Here is a 16,643-nt window from a genome sequence, read left to right as displayed (position 1 = left end):
CTGACGCAACAAAAAGGGGTGGTGGCCAAGGGGCCGCCGCCCTTTTTCGTGGCGTTCGAGGGGGCTTGGCCGACGCTGCGGTGCGGCAGATGCGCCCGCCCCGAAAAAAACACTCCCCACGCCCATTACCAATATGCAATGCGACCGCGTCGCAGCCGGCCATCCTGCCGCTGCCCGCCTTTCGGAGCCCACCATGCTGGCCAACAATGTCGTCCTCATCCTGATGATCTTCTTCACCTGGGCCCTGGTGGCCGCGGTGGCCTATGTTGCCAGCATGACCGTGCCCGGCGCCCTCGATCGTCGTCGTCAGCGCAACATCGCCCAGCTCACTGCCGGTGCCGAACTGCTCGCCGATGCCATCGCCCGTGACACCGGTGATGCGGCCCAGTTGGCGCGCTTGAGCGCCAACTATGCCGCTCATGCGCAGGCCCTGATGCAATTGGGCCAACCGGTACCGGCCGTGGCCAGCTCGCCGGCGCCCCTGGCACAGGCGGCCTGAGCCGATCTACCCAAGAAAGCAGTGGACAGGCCGGGACGGGCTGGCAAGCTGCCGGCCATGACCGACAGCATCTTCGACTTTCCCGCCGCCCTGGCTGCCAACGCTGCCAGCGCACCTGATCACCCCGCTGTGATCTGCGGGGATGATCGCTTGTCCTGGGCCGCCTACTGGCAGCGGGCCGAACGACTCGCTGCCACGCTGGCCGCGCACGGCATCGGCGCTGGCGACAGTGTTGCCAGCATCGCGGCCTCGTGCGTCGATTACGCCGTGCTGTGGGCCGCGGTGCTGCGCCTGCGCGCCACCATCGCGCCGCTGGCGCCCAGCTCCACGCCCGACCAGATCGCGGCGATGGTCGCCGATTCGGGCGCGCGGCTGGTGTTTGTCGATGCCGCCAATCGTGCTGAATTCGGTGCCGTGCTGGCCGGGCGCACGCTGGTCGATCTCGCTGCGCTCGATGCCTGGCTCGATGCCGACGCGGTCCTGCCGCCGCTGGCACCTCTTGATCCGCTTGCCGGCTTCAACATCATCTACAGCAGCGGCACCACCGGCACGCCCAAGGGCATCGTGCAAAGCTGCACCATGCGGTCCCTGCACATCACCGGCGGACGCCGCATCGGTTATGGGCCGGATTGCGTCACCTTGTGCTCCACGCCGCTGTACAGCAACACCACGCTCGTCAGCTTCATTCCCACCCTCGCCTGGGGCGGCACCGTGGTGCTGATGCCGAAGTTCGACACGGCGAAGTGGCTGCACGCGGCGCAAACACATCGCGTGACCCACGCCATGCTGGTGCCGGTGCAGTATCGCCGCCTGCTCGCCGATCCAGGGTTCGACGCGACCGATCTCACGTCCATGCAGATGAAATTCTGCACCTCCGCACCCTTCGCCGCCGATCTGAAGGCGGAGGTGCTGCGCCGCATGCCCGGCGGCCTGATCGAATTTTTCGGCATGACCGAAGGCGGGGTCGGCTTCATGCTGGTCGCCCATGAACACCCGGACAAATTGCACACGGTCGGCCTGCCGCAGCCCGGCCACGAAGTGCGCATCATCGATGAAGACGGCAACGACGTGCCGCCGGGCACGCCGGGCGAGATTGTCGGGCGCTCGCCGGCAACCATGAATGGCTATAGAAATCGGCCCGATCTGACCGCCAAGGCCTATTGGATCGACAGCGAGGGCAAGGAATGGTTGCGCACCGGCGACATCGGCCGGCTGGACGAGGAGGGCTTCCTCACCCTGATGGACCGCGCCAAGGACATGATCATTTCCGGCGGCTTCAACATCTACCCATCCGATCTGGAAGCCGTGTTGATCACCCTGCCGGGTGTGGTGGAAGCTGCGGTGGTGGCCATGCCGTCGGACGCCTGGGGCGAAACGCCGGTGGCCTTCGTGGTCGCGCCGAACGGCGATGCCGAAGCCCTGCGCGCCGCCACCAATGCGAAGCTGGGCAAAACCCAGCGCCTCGCCGCGGTGGTGCTGGTGGATGAACTGCCGCGCAGCCATATCGGCAAGGTGCTGAAGCGTGAACTGCGCGATGGTTTCAAGGGCAAGGTTGCCTGAACCGCACAATGCGCGCAGCATTCACCCTTTCGCCGTTCGGGAAGGGACTGCGATGAACCAGACTTTGCTCGCCACCGTGCTCGGCACCATCGCCCAGGTCGCCATGGTGCTCGCCGGCCACTTCAACCCCGCGATCACCGGCTTGTTCGCCATCGGCGGCATGGGGATTTCGGCGCTGGCCGGCTGGGGTGCGCTGCGCAGCCGCAGCGCCAGCCTGGGCAGCGCGGCCGGCCAGGGTGCGCTGGCCGGCGCGGCGTGCGCGCTGATCGGCATCGGCGTGTCGGTGGCGCTGGGCGACGTGCCGGCCAGCCTGCTGGCCGTCGGCACGGCCGGATCGGCGGTGACCGGCTTGATCGGCGGCGTGATCGGCCGGCGGCGGTAGGGCACGCCACCCCTCCGCCTCGCTTCGCTCGGCACCTCCCCTTGGAGGGGAGGATCAGCAAGCTCCTCCCCTTCCAGGGGAGGTGGCGCCCGCAGGGCGACGGAGGGGTGACGCCCGGCGCGTTCAGCGCAACCCCGCCAACGCCGCTTGCGCCGCCGCCACGGTACGCCGCACATCGTCGGCATTGGTCTGCCAGTTGCACACGCTGATCCGCATGGCGCGTGCCCCCTGCCACAGCACACCGCTCAGAAAGGCTTCGCCGCTGGCGTTGATGGCAGCGATCACCGCATCGCTGATATTGGTGCCGGCGCGGTCGTGAAATTGCACCATGCCCTGGTTGATGGTCGGCCGCGCGATGCTGGTTGCCCCGTCCAGCGCGGCGATGCCATCGTGGATGGCCAGGGCGTGATCACAGCAGCGCTCGATCAGATCCGCCAGGCCGTCACGGCCGAGTTCCAGCAGCGCCGCCAACGTCGGCAGCGCGCGCATGCGGCGCGACCATTCCGGCGTGTAGTCCATCGGGTCACGCGTATCGCCACCTTCCGTCAGGTAACTTGCTGTCTGCCGCATTGCAGCTTTCAGCGCGTCGCCGTGGCGGGTGATCGCCATGCCGCAATCATAAGGCGTGTTCAGCCATTTATGGCCATCGGTGGCCCAGCTGTCACATAATTCGATGCCGGCCACGAACGGCGCAAAGCGCGGAGAGGCATTCAGCCACAGTCCGAACGCGCCATCAACATGCACCCAGGCACCCGCCGCCTGTGCGATCGGCGCCAGAGTGGCGAAATCATCGCAGGCCCCGACATTCAGATCACCGGCATTCAGCACGACGATGGTCGGTGCGCCCGGCGCCTCCGCGAGCGCCGCACGCAGTTCATCGGCCCCGACCCGTGCCAGCCCGCCGCCGCCGAGCGGCACGATCGCGCCAGTGCCGATGCCCAGCAGCCGCAGCGCGCGATCGACGCTGCTGTGCCGGTGTGCATTGGCCAGCACGCGGATCGCCGGCGCACCGCACAGGCCGTTCACTTCCACATCCCAGCCAACATTGGCCAGCACCTGGTGGCGGGCGGCGGCGAGCGCGGTGGCGTGGCTCATCTGGCAACCGGTGGTAAAGCTGTAGCCGCAGGTTGCGGGCAAGTGCAGCGCATCGAGCAGCAGCGTGGCCGCCACCTCCTCCAGCACCGCGCCGGCCGGGCTGGTGGAGGCCAGTACGGCATTCTGATCCCACAAGGTCGCCAGCACATCGGCGGCATGGGCAGCGGGCAAGGCGCCGCCCTTCACCCACGCGAAAAAGCGCCCGGAGAGATTGCCCATCAGGCCGGGTTCGGCCGCCGCCGCCAGCAGATCGATGACGGCAGCCGGATCGAGGCCGCTGGCGGCCATGGCCGTGGGCATTGGCGCGAGGATATCCGCGCGGGCACCGGTGGGGGCAACGCTGCGGCTGGACTGGCCGGCGACAAAGCGGCGGCCGTGGGCAATGGCGAGATCAAGGGCGTCGGTCATGCGCGCGCCATATCAGACGATACGGCGGTTTGCGCGCGGAAATCGGCCGCTGTCCTACAGGGCTGAAATCATGCCATGTTGGCATGTGGGCGCGGCCACAACATTTGGCATCAAATGCGCCAAGAAAACCGAAAAAGCGGAACCTTTGTAGCCTTGTGAATTGCGATTGTAGGCAATCAACCCACTGGCGCCGGTGCGGCAATCTGGCTATCTCGCAGCTGCAACATGAAATGAAGGAGCCGGCGATGGCCAGCAAGCTCTACCCCGATGCCGCCGCCGCGCTGGATGGCCTGCTGTTTGATGGCATGTCGATCATGTCGGGTGGCTTCGGCCTGTGCGGCCTGCCCGAAAATCTGATCGCGGCGCTGCGCGATGCGGGGGTGAAAGGCCTGACCTGCATTTCGAACAATGCCGGCGTTGATGGTTTCGGGCTGGGGCAATTGCTGGCCACCCGTCAGGTCGCCAAGATGATCTCCTCCTATGTCGGCGAGAACAAGGAGTTCGAGCGGCAATATCTGGCCGGTGAACTGCAACTGGAATTCAACCCGCAAGGCACGCTGGCCGAACGCATCCGCGCTGGCGGAGCGGGAATCCCTGGCTTCTATACGAAAACCGGCGTCGGCACGCTGGTCGCCGAGGGCAAGGAGCACAAGGAATTCGGTGGCGAGACCTATATCCTCGAAACCGGGCTGGTCGCGGACCTGAGCATCGTCAAGGCGTGGAAGGCCGACCCCTATGGCAATCTCGTCTACCGGAAAACGGCGCGCAATTTCAATCCGATGATGGCCACCGCCGGCAAGGTGACCGTGGCGGAAGTGGAGTTACTGGTCGAGGCCGGCAGCCTCGATCCCGATCATATCCACACGCCGGGCATCTATGTGCAGCGGCTGATCGTTGGCAGTGATTATGAAAAACGCATCGAGCAGCGCACGGTGCGTGCGCGGGAGACAGTGTGATGTGGACGCGTGACGAACAGGCGGCGCGTGCCGCGCGGGAATTGCAGGACGGATTCTATGTCAATCTGGGCATCGGCATGCCGACCCTGGTGGCCAATCACATCCCGCCGGGCGTCGATATCACCCTGCAGAGCGAGAATGGCATGCTCGGCATGGGGCCGTTCCCTTATGATGACGAGGTCGATGCCGATCTGATCAACGCCGGCAAGCAGACCATCACCGAACTGCGGCGGTCGAGCTATTTCAGCAGCGCCGACAGCTTCGCGATGATCCGCGGCGGCCATATCGATCTTTCGATCCTGGGCGCCATGGAAGTCGCGGAAAATGGCGACATCGCCAACTGGATGATCCCCGGCAAGATGGTGAAGGGCATGGGCGGCGCCATGGATCTGGTCGCCGGCGTCAAGAAGATCATCGTGCTGATGGAGCACAACGCCAAGGACGGCAGTGCCAAATTCAAGACCGCCTGCACCCTGCCGCTGACCGGCAAGGGCGTGGTGGACATGGTGGTGTCCGACCTGTGCGTACTGGCCCGCCCGGCCAAGGGCGCGCCGTTCCGGTTGGTGGAACTGGCCCCGGGCATCGATCTCGATACGCTGCGCGCGCGGACGGAAGGCCATTTCGAAGCCTGATGGCGTCAGCCCAGCAACCGCACCCGCGCGGCATGGGGTGAAGCGGCACATAGGGCGTAGAAGCGTCGATCGGCGGTGATCAGCACGTCATCCTCGGCAAAAATCAGATCGGGCGCGATCAGGGTTTGGCCGGCGACAGTCGCTACAGCGCTGATGCTGTCCGGCTCATTGACGAAAAGTTTGATCGCGACACTGGCATCAACGAGCATCGATATCGCGGCTCTCGTGCAGCAGTTCGAGGCTATCGGGCATGGTGGTGCCAGGCACACGACTGCTCGCAAATGCGGCCTGCATGCGGGCGATCAATGCCAACCGCTCGGCGGTGGGATCGTCAACAAACTGAGTCAACGCCTCCCGCGCCTCCGCCTCCATCGAACGCCCCGCTGCTTCGGCGCGGCGCTTCAATGTTTCGATGATCCGGTCATCAAGGTCGCGGATGATGATTTCGCCCATGCGGGGATGATAACATCATGCCATCACCCCCGCCAAGGCTGGACTCAGAAGCGGACGTTCACGCCGGTCATCACCGCGTGGCGGTGATAGTTCAGGCGGGCGCCACCACCGATGCCGGGCAGATTGTCGTTGCCGTAATCGGAATAGTTGTACTCGACCCGCGCCGAGACATTCTTCGCCAGCATATGTTCGTAACCGGCACCGATCAGATAGCCGTCACGCGTTTCGGACGCGCCCGACGGATTGCGGATGTTGAAGCGCGCGTTGGAATAGCCACCCCGGGCATAAAGCAGGCCTTCCGGCGTGATCAGCCAGCCGGCGCGGGCAGTGGCATTGATGGTGCGCCCGGCTTCCAGATCGAAGGTCGGGAAGCGGTTGCTGCCGGTGCGGCCGGTGATCGAGGCTTCCACACCGAGCACGGTGCTGGAGCCAAGCTGGACATCATAACCAAGCTGGCCGCCATAGGCGAAGCCGTCACCACTGGCGCGGGTGGTGGTGGGCGGCACGGTGCCGGTGGTCAGCGACTGGCGATCCTGTTGCCAGCCGAGCTGCGCACCGATGAAGGGGCCGTTGAAGTTTTTAGCGTCCTGCGCGGCGGCCGGGGCGGCGACGGCGGCCGCTGCAGCCAAGGCGAAAGCGATACGCGAAAATGACTTGGTCATGGATTTGATCCTTCTTGTTGTTCGTGCACCGGCGATGGGGGAAGCCGGTGCCCGAACCGTATGAGCCCCACAGGCTGGCCGTCTGCTGAACCAATGGCGGCCATTTGGTGGCGGTGTATTGTTTTTGCCATACACTTGCCCAGATTGGTTCAGCCGGGCTTCAGCTTTCCGGCAAATCAGGCGTGAATCCATGCAGTTGCGCCCTGCAAGCCAGTTGGCTTGCAGGGCGCATGCATCGCCTTGGTGGCGGGGTTCAGCCCTTTTTCAGATGCCGGCGGCCAAGCAGTTCGGCGATCTGCACGGCGTTCAGCGCCGCACCCTTGCGCAGATTGTCGGACACGCACCACAGCGCCAGGCCGTGCTCCACGGTCGGGTCCTTGCGCACCCGGCTGACGAAGGTGGCATAGTCGCCAACGCATTCGATCGGGGTGACGTAACCGCCGTCTTCGCGTTTATCGACCAGCATGATGCCGGGGGCCTCGCGCAGCAGGCTCTGCGCCTTGGCCACGCTGATCGGCATTTCGAATTCGACGTTGATGGCTTCGCTGTGGCCGACGAACACCGGCACCCGTACGCAGGTCGCCGTCACCTCGATATCGGGATCGAGAATCTTGCGGGTCTCCGCCGTCATCTTGCGCTCTTCCTCGGTATAGCCATCCATGCCGCTGTCCGGGCCCAAGAAGCCGCCGATGTGCGGGATGACGTTGAAGGCAATGCGCTTGGTGAACTTGTTCTGCACCGGATCATCGCCAACAAAGATGGCGCGCGACTGGGTGAACAATTCGTCCATGCCCTCCTTGCCGGCGCCGGACACCGACTGATAGGTGCTCACCACCACGCGCTTGATGATCGCGGCATCGTGCAACGGCTTCAGCGCCACCACCATCTGCGCCGTCGAGCAGTTCGGGTTGGCGATGATGTTGCGCTTTGTATAGCCGTCGATGGCTTCCGGATTCACCTCAGGCACGATCAGTGGCACGTCATGGTCCATGCGGAACAGGCTGCTGTTGTCGATCACCACACAGCCGGCCGCGGCGGCCCGCGGCGCATGGATTTTCGTCGGGCCGGAACCGCAAGCGAACAGGGCGATATCCCAGCCCGTGAAATCGAAATGCTCGAGATTCTGCACCTTGATCTCGCGACCGGTCTCGCCAAACTCGACCTTTTCGCCCACCGATCGCGAGCTGGCGACGGCGGCGATCTCGGCGATCGGGAATTCCCGTTCGGCGAGGATGTTCAGCATTTCGCGCCCGACATTGCCGGTGGCACCTACGACGACGATCTTGTAACCCATATCTGAAACTCCTCGGCGCCCGCTTAGCTGCTTCCAACCTCGAATTCCAGCAGGGACCTCAACGCTCGCCCATGGTTCGAAACCGCGATCTTGCAACCGACACGTTTCACGACTCGGCGCATTGAGCATGCAAAGACTGCGTATCTGGCAGCTTGCGCGGAAGTTAATTGTGTGAAAGAAGTATCGAGAAATGATAACTTGGGGGGGTTGTTATGACTCGACGGACGACTCCAATCGCTACAGTGTTGGCGCTGATGCTGCCAACATCATTGCAAGCCGCGTGTTTCGGATCAAATGGAACCTGTTACCAAGTATCGGGCAGTGCTTACGCCTCCTCCTCTCCCTTTGGAGGGCAGTTTTCCAGCAATGACGCCGATCGTAGCGGATCCCTAGATTTCTCATATTTGGGAAATCGCGCTACCTCTGAAGTATCACTATCCGAGGGTGCGATAAAGTTATTTGCGCGAGGAGCAGAAGTAAGCGCCGCAGCCAGCGCCGATGGTCGCTTTCTCGATACTTTGAAATTCTCGTTACCAGTTGGGGTAACTTCATTTCAATTACCCATTAAATTTCGAATTGATGGAACGAACGTTTCTTTTCAGTCACCAAGTTACATCTCTAGTTTGACGTTTCAGTTCGCTTCCTATTTGATTCCAGGCTCTAACGGCTCTCACTTTGACAGTTCTTCAGTGACAAAAAACTGTGGAACCGATCCAGTTTTTAGATTGAATGTATGTCAGCAAGGGCCGGCATTTTATGAATTTTCGGATAGTGTAACGATATGGGACGATGTAGTTTATAAAGTTACGGCATCATTTAGCGTTAACGCATTGCGCGCCTCGCGGGATTTCTCGAATACAGCGCAATTTAGCTGGCAACTTCCTGTAGGTGTGACATTCCAATCAGGATCAGGCGTCTTTTTATCGAGCACCGTACCCGAACCCTCGCAATGGATGATGCTGACAATGGGTTTTGGTTTGGTCGGCGGTTTGGTGCGGCGCACCACAAATAGCCGATCCGCAGCAATCTAAGATCAATTGACCTAAATTTTCAGCCGCTTTGACAAAATCGCCGTCACCCCCAGATCGGCGGTGACATTGCCCAGCGTGCGGAAGATATCCGGCACCAGTTCCACCGCCAGCAACACCGGCAACACCCCGATCGGCACACCCATGGCATTGGCGATCGGCACACAGGCCGCCAGGAAGGTGATCGATCCGGGCAGGCCACCGGTTGAGACCGCCGCCACCAGCGACGCCAGCAGCGCGCCAACGAAGGCCAATGTGCTGTGCTCCATGCCATAAAGATGCCCGCAATAGAGCACGACGGCGATGTTGGCGCAGGGGGATGTGATGCGGAAGATGCTCACCGCCAGCGGCAGCACCACGCGGCTGGTGGCTTCCGGCAGGCCGAGTCGTTCGGCGCCATCATAGATCGCTGGCAGGCTGGCGATGCTGGACTGGGTCGAGACAGCCACCGCCTGCGCCGGCAGCACCGCCCGGGCAAAGGCCAGCGGGCCGACGCGGCCGAAAACAACCGCCAGCGGATAGATCAGCAGGATCAGGCCGACCTGCACGGCCACCAGCACGGCGATATAATGGCCAAGCAGGCCGAACGCCCCCAGCCCGGCCTTGATGCCGACGCTGATCGCCAGCGCAAACACGCCCAGCGGTGCCGCCACGAAAATCCAGCCGACCAGCACCAGCATGGCTTCCTTGGTCGCATCGAACAGGCTGATCAGCATCTGCCGCCGCCCATCGTCCAGTCGCGAAGCGGCCAAGGCGAACACCGCGACGAAGGTCACCACCGGCAGCATGTCGCCCTTGGCCAGCGCCGCAAAGATATTGGCCGGCACCAGACTGAGCAGCCATTGGCCAAGGTCGATCTTGATCGCCGCCTGGCCACCTTCGACACCGGCGCCCGCGGCCAGTTTGGCGCTGTCGGTAATGATGGCGGCCGCCGCCTGCACCGGCGCGGGCCACCAATCGAGCAGCAGCGGCACGAACAGCATCGACCAACCGGCCGAAAATACCAGCAGCGCCAGAAACGCCAGCAGCGCCCGCGCCGCCACCCGGCCGCCGCCGGCCTGGCCCACCGATTGCGCGATGCCGGTGAACAGCAGGCCGGCGATCAGCGGGATGATCGTCATCTGCAGGGCCTGCAGCCACAGATTGCCCACCGCATCGCTGACCGGCAGCAAGGGCTTGCCCAGGTCACCGGGCAGCGCCGCACCCACCACCAGCCCGGCGATCAGCGCCAGGAAAATCCGCAGCGTCAAGCTCATCGCAGGGCCTCCGCACCGGTCAACGTGCCCATGGTGACATAGAGCTTGGCGAGATCATCGACGCCCATCGTCGGCACCGGTTTCACATCGGCAACATCAACGAACAGCAAGCCGCCGCCCACCGGCACCGGCGCGGTGGGGATCAGGATCAGATAGCGCGGCCCCTGGCCGAAATCATGGATGCGCGGGGAGGTGAGCAGCGAGAGGATCTCGACATTGGCCCCGAAGCTGACCGAAACGACCGACATGCCGGTCATCTCGCCGCCCGGAGCGTTGCCCATCAGCCGCACGAACTGCGCCAGCGGGCGATACAGCGTGCCCAACCCCGGAATCCGCGAGATCAGCCCGTCCAGCCCGCCTTCGAGCTGCGGGCGAAACCGCGTCTGCACCGCCAGCCCGATCAACCAGACGACCAGCGCCGCCAGCCCCAGCCCGGCCCAGAAGGCCGCGAACGGTGACGGCGTGAAGAACATGCCGGCCGCGCCGAGCGCCTGGCCCAGCGGCGTGCCCGGCCCCAACGCGGCGATCAGATAGCCGGACAGCCAATTGAGCAGGATGATGGTGAGCAGCACCGGCGCCAGAAACAGCAGCCCGGTGGCAAAAGGGGCAAGAATACGCTGAATCAAGGGCCGGCGGATCAAAGGCCGGCCAGGATGGCGTCACCCATGGCCAGGGTGGACAAGGTGCCGCCCAGATCGGGTGTGCGCGCGCCCTTGTCGAGCGCCGCTTCCACGGCCGCTTCCACCCGCAACGCCAGTTCGGGCGCACCCAGGCTGTGGCGCAGCGCCATGGCAAAGCTGAGCACTGCAGCGCACGGATTGGCAATGCCGCGCCCGGCGATATCGGGCGCCGAGCCGTGAATGGGTTCATACAGGCCCGGCCGCCCGGCATCACCAATCGCGGCGGACGGCAACATGCCGAGCGATCCGGTCAGCATGGCAGCTTCATCAGACAGGATATCGCCGAACAGATTGTCGGTGAGGATCACATCGAACTGGCGCGGATTCTTCACCAGCTGCATCGCCATATTGTCGGCCAGCATGTGCGACAGCTTGATATCCGGGTACTCGGCATCGTGGAGTGCCTGCACCTCTTCGCGCCACAACAGCCCGGCCTCCATCACATTGGCCTTTTCCGCCGACACGACCTCACCCTTGCGGCCGCGCGCCAGTTCAAAGGCGACGCGGGCGACGCGGCGGATTTCGCTGCTGGTATAGACATGGGTGTTCACGCCGCGGCGCTGGCCATCGGCCAGGGTTTCCACGCCGCGCGGCTCCCCGAAATAGACGCCGCCGGTCAGTTCGCGGATGAACAAGATGTCGAGCCCTTCGACATAGACCCGCTTCAGGGTCGAGGCATCGGCGAGCGCCGCAAAGCAGCGCGCCGGGCGCAGATTGGCATAAACCTGCATGCCCGCCCGCAAGCCCAGCAAGCCAGCCTCCGGCCGTGTGTCATAGGATTGGCTGGCCCATTGCGGCCCGCCCACGGCACCCATCAGCACCGCATCGGCGGCCAGCGCGCGCTGCAACGTCTCGTCGGTCAGCGGCACGCCGTGGGTGTCGATGCTGATCCCGCCGAACAGCGCTTCTTCCACCACCAGCGGCAGCCCCTGGCTGATCAGCCGGCCGGCCACGCGGCGGGCGACAGCGGAGACTTCGGGGCCGATGCCGTCACCGGGAAGCAGGAGCAGGGTCTTGGTCATGACCCGCCCTTACCGACAATCGACGGCACTGCCAACGCTGTCAGCCGGGGAAAATGGCGCAGGTGCGGCCCGCCTGGCCCGGCCTCAATCGGCGAGGCTGCTGGCATGCCGGGCGTTGACGCGGGCCAGCGCGTCGGCGCGGCAGCGATCGACCAGCCGGGATTCGCTGAGATCGCGCAAGCTCGTGAAGCTGCACACATCGCGGGCGGCACGCCACAGCCGCAGATCGAGCTGACGCTGGCCCGATGCACTGGCCAGATCGAGATCGCTGACGCTGACGGCGATGCTGCGGCCGTGCGGGGCGGTGACCGTGGTCATATTGTCATTCTGGGCGAAGGCCGGCGTCGCGACAGTGGCGGCAACGGCGAGCAGAAAAAACGCGCGCATGCTGTGTCTCCAAGGCCCGTCACCTGTCCTGTGCAGGGCGGACCACAGCCCACCACCTGCGGCAGGCTGTCGCAGTGTATCGGAGGTTTGCAGCGAAATCTACGTCAAATAACGTAGGCCGGATCAGTGCCCGGCGGCGCCGGCCAGCCACGGCCGCTCTGTCGCCGCCCGCGCTTCATGCGCGGCAATCGCCGCGTCCATGCTCAGCGTCAGCCCGATCTCGTCCAGGCCATTGATCAGGCAATGCTTGCGGAACGGGTCCATGGCGAATTCGAACCGATCCTGGAACGGCGTTGTCACCACCTGGTTTTCCAGATCAATGGTTACGGCCACGCCATCCGCCGCCACCGCCATCAGCCGATCGATGGCCTCTTGCGGCAGCGTGACGAGCAGCAGGCCATTCTTGAAGGCATTGCCGGCAAAGATATCGGCAAAGCCCGGGCTGATCACCACGCGGATGCCCAGATCGGCAAGCGCCCACGGCGCGTGTTCGCGGCTGGAGCCGCAGCCGAAATTGGCCCCGGCAATCAGGATCGGCGCGCCGGCATGGGTGTCGAACACATTGTCCGGCGTTTCACGCAGCGTGGCGAAGGCGCCGGCGCCCAGCCCGGCGCGGCTGATGGTTTTCAAAAACCGCGCCGGAATGATCACATCGGTATCGACGTTGGCGGCGCCAAACGGAATGGCCTGGCCGGACAAGGTGGTGAATGCCTGCATGGCCCCGCGAATGCCACAGCCGCCTGAGCGGTGCAACGCAGCGCTTTGCGCGCATCCGGCAACGCGCCTACAAGGGGGCATGGCCGCTCAACAGCATCTCTACCTGGTCGATGGCTCCAGCTTCATCTTCCGCGCCTATCACCGGTTGCCGCCGCTCACCGACCCGCAAGGCACGCCGGTTGGCGCGGTCTATGGCTTCACCGCCATGTTGTGGAAACTGATTGCCGAATTGAACAAGGCGGAAGCCCCCACCCACCTCGCCGTGGTGCTCGATGCCGGCAGCCACACGTTCCGCAACGACATGTATGATGGCTACAAGGCCAACCGGCCGCCGGCGCCGGAAGATCTGGTGCCGCAATTCCCGCTGATCCGCGATGCGGTGCGGGCGTTTTCGGTGCCCTGCTTCGAACAGGCCGGGGTGGAGGCGGACGACATCATCGCATCCTATGCCGTGGCGGCGCGGGCGGCGGGCTTTGACGTGACCATCGTCAGTTCCGACAAGGATCTGATGCAGTTGGTCGGCCCCGGCGTCTCCATGCTCGATACGATGAAGAATGAAGTGATCGGCCCGGCGCAGGTGCTCGACAAGTTCGGCGTGCCGCCCGAGCAAGTGGGTGAGGTGCTGGCGCTGATGGGCGACACCGCCGACAATATCCCCGGCGTGAAGGGCATCGGTCCCAAGACCGCCGCCGAATTGATCGTCGCCTATGGCAGCGTCGAAGGCGTGATCGCCAATATCGAGGCCATCAAGAAGCCCAAGCTGAAGGAGACGTTGGCGGCGTCGGTGGAGATGGCGCGGCTGAGCCGGGAACTGGTGCGGCTGAAGGATGATCTGCCGCTGCCGGCCCCCTTGGGCGATCTCACGCTGCAGGAACCGCCGCACGAACCCTTGGCGGCCTTCCTGAAGAAACACGGCTTTCGCGCCATGCTCGCCAAGCTGGGCGCCAGCGGCGCCGGCGGCCCGGCGCCGAACACGCACCGGCCCTCCACCGCAGTGGTGGAGGATGAAGTCGCCTTCACCCACGCCGATTATGAAACCGTCACCACGCTGGAGCGGCTCGATTGGTGGATCGGCGAGGCCACGCGGCTGGGCGCCGTGGCGGTAGACACCGAAACCACCGGCACCGACCAGATGCGCTGCGATCTGGTCGGCATCAGCCTGTGCACCGCGCCGGGCAAGGCCTGTTACATCCCCGTCGCGCACGGCAGCGGTGATGGGATGTTCACGGAGCGGCCGCCGCAACTGGCCCTGGCTGAGGTGATTGCCCGGCTGAATCCGTTTTTTGCCGACCCGGCCGTGCTGAAGATCGGCCAGAATCTCAAATATGATCTGATCGTGCTCGCCCGCCACGGCGTGCCGTTGCTTGCGCCCTATGACGACACGATGCTGCTCAGCTACGCGCTCGATGCCGGGCGCTGGAACCATGGCATGGACGATCTGTCGTCCCGCCATCTCGGCCACACGCCGATCGCCTACAAGGATGTCGCCAAGGGCCTGAAGAGCTTTGCCGAAGTCGAGCTGCGGCGCGCCACCGACTATGCCGCCGAAGATGCCGATGTCACCTTCCGGCTGTGGCAGTGCTTCCGCCGCCGGCTGTGGAAGGAACAGGTGACGACCATCCACGAGACCGTCGATCGCCCGCTGCTGCCGGTGATCGCCGCCATGGAAATGGCCGGCATCAAGGTGGACCGCGCCGAACTGGTGCGGCTGTCGGCCCTGTATGAAGCCGAGATCAGCCGGCTGGAGGGCGAGATTCATGACCTCGCCGGCGGGCCGTTCACCATCGGCAGCCCCAAGCAGTTGGGGGAGATCCTGTTCGACCGGCTCGGCTATCGCGGCGGCAAGAAAAGCAGCAAGACCGGCGCCTGGACCACCGATGCCAGCGAACTCGAACGCCTGGCCGAAGAGGGCGCGCCGATCGCGCAGAAAGTGCTGGACTGGCGGCAGCATTCAAAACTGAAATCCACCTACACCGATGCGTTGCAGCAGCAGATCAACCCGACCACCGACAGGGTGCACACCAATTTCCACCTGGCGGCGACCTCAACCGGGCGATTGAGCTCCAACGATCCCAATCTGCAGAACATCCCGATCCGCACCGAACTCGGCCGCCGCATCCGCCATGCCTTTGTCGCGGCGCCGGGCAATGTCATCATGGCGGCCGATTACAACCAGATCGAACTCCGCCTGGTCGCCCATATCGCCGATGTACCGGAATTGAAGGCGGTCTATGCGGAAGGGGGCGATGTCCATGCGCTCACCGCGCGCGAGGTGTTCGGCGATGTCACCCGCGATACCCGCGCCCGCGCCAAGACGATCAATTTCTCGATCATCTACGGCATTTCCGCCTTCGGCCTCGCCGCCCGGCTCGGCATCGATCGCGGCGAGGCGGCGCGCTATATCGAGCTGTATTTCAGCCGCTTCCCCGGCATCCGCAACTACATGGCCGAAACCATCGCCTTCGCCAAAGAGGCCGGCTACGTCACCACCCTGTTCGGCCGCAAATGCCACGCGCCCCTGATCCTGTCGAAAAACCAGGGCGAGCGCCAGTTCGCCGAACGCGCCGTCGTCAACGCCCGCGTGCAGGGCACCGCCGCCGACATCATCAAGCGCGCCATGGTGCAGATGCCGGGCGCACTGGCCGCCGCCGGCCTGTCGGACACGAAGATGCTACTGCAGGTGCACGACGAACTGGTGTTCGAAGTGCCGGAAGGCGATGTCGAGGCGGTGCAGCCGGTAATCCGCGCCGTGATGGCCAATGCCCACCGCCCGTTGGTGGACCTGTCCGTACCGCTGGGCGTCGAGATCGGCCATGGCGCATCGTGGGGGGATGCGCATTAGGGCGTGAACCCATCAAATGGGAACGACCGCTGACGCCCCAATAGCGGACATTAGGAATAAGCAGTATATCTGGCTACGATGCGCGCCTCTCAGTATATTTTCTTCTGCATACCATTGCTCGCTGGATGCGAACCGGAGCGTGGCATTCGGGCGAGCAGGGACTTCGGTTCTCAGGTTGACGTGGCGTGCGTTGACCAAACTTTACGCAAGACGTTCGGCAGCGTGGAGCGCTGGGATTACATCAGTGACGGCGGCACGTTTCCCAAAGGAACAGCCGTTACGCAAATCGCCTATCAGAAGTGGGGCGATAGTGTTGGGTGGGTGACACTTCACATCGGCTCTGTTGGCAAAGGGGTTCGCATTTCACACGAGTTCACCGGGATGGGTGCAGAGCTACCTCAAGCGTCGTTCCCGCCCGCGCTACGGTCTATGGAGCAGGCAAGTGCAGCCCTACGGTCGGCTTGTGGCCTAAACCTGTCGGCGTTGAAATGGAGAGAAATCGGGCAGGACGTAGCGGCACTCAACTGACCCCCTATCCATGTCCGCTTCCCACCTCGTTCCGGCCATTCAGGTTTCATGAGTCTATGGCCCAAACTCGATTGCGTTGCGATTTAAGCATTTCGGCTCCCTCCCCCTTGCGGGGAGGGCGACTCGGCGCCAGCCGAGCGGGGTGGGGGTTCCGGCCCGTGGCCACAGCAAACACCCACCCCGGGCCTCGCCTGCGGCTCGTCTCTCGCCCTCCCTTGAAGGGAGGGAGTTACGGTGCCTCA

The 16,643-nt window shown here is 64.2% G+C and carries 17 protein-coding genes; 7 read left to right on the top strand and 10 right to left on the bottom strand.

The features are described from left to right. The first annotated feature begins 193 nt into the window (after positions 1-193). The 3 genes from AC6UUM_RS00835 to AC6UUM_RS00825 are packed head-to-tail and all read left to right on the top strand — an operon-like array spanning position 194 to position 2,441. Positions 194-499 carry a hypothetical protein gene (locus tag AC6UUM_RS00835; RefSeq protein WP_500803461.1) on the top strand — a complete coding sequence of 102 codons (306 nt, stop codon included), beginning with the start codon at positions 194-196 and terminating at the stop codon, positions 497-499. 57 nt (positions 500-556) lie between these two features. Continuing rightward, positions 557-2,059, top strand: coding sequence for a class I adenylate-forming enzyme family protein (locus AC6UUM_RS00830; RefSeq protein WP_500803460.1), 1,503 nt, complete (start codon positions 557-559; stop codon positions 2,057-2,059). Between the two features lie 52 nt (positions 2,060-2,111). Next, positions 2,112-2,441 (top strand): hypothetical protein, encoded by a 330-nt coding sequence (locus tag AC6UUM_RS00825; protein WP_500803459.1) that lies wholly within the window; start codon positions 2,112-2,114, stop codon positions 2,439-2,441. Between the two features lie 123 nt (positions 2,442-2,564). Here the strand turns inward: AC6UUM_RS00825 and AC6UUM_RS00820 are convergent, their stop codons facing one another. Then, on the bottom strand, positions 2,565-3,944 hold the full coding sequence (locus AC6UUM_RS00820; protein WP_500803458.1) for a pyridoxal phosphate-dependent decarboxylase family protein: 1,380 nt from the start codon (positions 3,942-3,944) through the stop codon (positions 2,565-2,567). A 245-nt stretch (positions 3,945-4,189) separates the two neighbouring features. Between AC6UUM_RS00820 and AC6UUM_RS00815 the strand changes: the two genes are divergently transcribed. Together AC6UUM_RS00815 and AC6UUM_RS00810 are read left to right on the top strand one after the other, a co-directional pair. Then, positions 4,190-4,900 (top strand): CoA transferase subunit A, encoded by a 711-nt coding sequence (locus tag AC6UUM_RS00815; protein WP_500803457.1) that lies wholly within the window; start codon positions 4,190-4,192, stop codon positions 4,898-4,900. Further along, positions 4,897-5,532, top strand: coding sequence for a 3-oxoacid CoA-transferase subunit B (locus tag AC6UUM_RS00810; protein ID WP_500803456.1), 636 nt, complete (start codon positions 4,897-4,899; stop codon positions 5,530-5,532). Before AC6UUM_RS00815 ends, AC6UUM_RS00810 begins: the two co-directional genes overlap by 4 nt. A 5-nt stretch (positions 5,533-5,537) precedes the next feature. On the opposite strand, the gene AC6UUM_RS00805 is transcribed toward AC6UUM_RS00810, so the two are convergent. The 4 genes from AC6UUM_RS00805 to AC6UUM_RS00790 form a co-directional block, all read right to left on the bottom strand. Then, positions 5,538-5,741, bottom strand: coding sequence for a hypothetical protein (locus AC6UUM_RS00805; RefSeq protein ID WP_500803455.1), 204 nt, complete (start codon positions 5,739-5,741; stop codon positions 5,538-5,540). After that, complete coding sequence (locus tag AC6UUM_RS00800) at positions 5,731-5,985, bottom strand: FitA-like ribbon-helix-helix domain-containing protein (RefSeq protein WP_500803454.1); 255 nt, start codon at positions 5,983-5,985, stop codon at positions 5,731-5,733. The genes AC6UUM_RS00805 and AC6UUM_RS00800 overlap by 11 nt, the downstream gene beginning before the upstream one ends. 44 nt (positions 5,986-6,029) lie before the next feature. Next, positions 6,030-6,647, bottom strand: a complete 618-nt coding sequence (locus tag AC6UUM_RS00795; protein WP_500803453.1) for an outer membrane protein — start codon at positions 6,645-6,647, stop codon at positions 6,030-6,032. Positions 6,648-6,900: 253 nt separating this feature from the next. Beyond that, entirely contained in the window at positions 6,901-7,941 is a 1,041-nt protein-coding gene (locus AC6UUM_RS00790) for an aspartate-semialdehyde dehydrogenase (RefSeq protein ID WP_500803452.1), read from the bottom strand. Positions 7,942-8,195: 254 nt separating this feature from the next. On the opposite strand from AC6UUM_RS00790, the gene AC6UUM_RS00785 reads away from it, so the two are divergent. Continuing rightward, the gene (locus tag AC6UUM_RS00785; RefSeq protein ID WP_500804875.1) at positions 8,196-8,972 is read left to right on the top strand and encodes a PEP-CTERM sorting domain-containing protein; all 777 of its coding nucleotides are present in this window, start codon (positions 8,196-8,198) and stop codon (positions 8,970-8,972) included. 11 nt (positions 8,973-8,983) lie between these two features. Here the strand turns inward: AC6UUM_RS00785 and AC6UUM_RS00780 are convergent, their stop codons facing one another. The 5 genes from AC6UUM_RS00780 to leuD form a co-directional block, all read right to left on the bottom strand. After that, positions 8,984-10,225 carry a dicarboxylate/amino acid:cation symporter gene (locus AC6UUM_RS00780; protein ID WP_500803451.1) on the bottom strand — a complete coding sequence of 414 codons (1,242 nt, stop codon included), beginning with the start codon at positions 10,223-10,225 and terminating at the stop codon, positions 8,984-8,986. After that, on the bottom strand, positions 10,222-10,851 hold the full coding sequence (locus AC6UUM_RS00775; protein ID WP_500803450.1) for a DUF502 domain-containing protein: 630 nt from the start codon (positions 10,849-10,851) through the stop codon (positions 10,222-10,224). Before AC6UUM_RS00775 ends, AC6UUM_RS00780 begins: the two co-directional genes overlap by 4 nt. Positions 10,852-10,862: 11 nt before the next feature. Then, positions 10,863-11,927, bottom strand: a complete 1,065-nt coding sequence (gene leuB / locus AC6UUM_RS00770; protein ID WP_500803449.1) for a 3-isopropylmalate dehydrogenase — start codon at positions 11,925-11,927, stop codon at positions 10,863-10,865. Between the two features lie 84 nt (positions 11,928-12,011). Then, on the bottom strand, positions 12,012-12,314 hold the full coding sequence (locus AC6UUM_RS00765) for a UrcA family protein (protein WP_500803448.1): 303 nt from the start codon (positions 12,312-12,314) through the stop codon (positions 12,012-12,014). Between the two features lie 123 nt (positions 12,315-12,437). Continuing rightward, on the bottom strand, positions 12,438-13,031 hold the full coding sequence (gene leuD / locus AC6UUM_RS00760; protein ID WP_500803447.1) for a 3-isopropylmalate dehydratase small subunit: 594 nt from the start codon (positions 13,029-13,031) through the stop codon (positions 12,438-12,440). Positions 13,032-13,110: 79 nt separating this feature from the next. Between leuD and polA the strand changes: the two genes are divergently transcribed. Then, positions 13,111-15,873: a DNA polymerase I gene (polA, locus tag AC6UUM_RS00755; protein WP_500803446.1), complete on the top strand. Its 2,763-nt coding sequence runs from the start codon at positions 13,111-13,113 to the stop codon at positions 15,871-15,873. Positions 15,874-16,643 lie beyond the last annotated feature (770 nt).

Source organism: Sandarakinorhabdus sp., assembly GCF_987265915.1.
The sequence above is the reverse complement of the archived record's forward strand: the minus strand, read 5'-3'. Positions and strand labels throughout refer to the sequence as shown.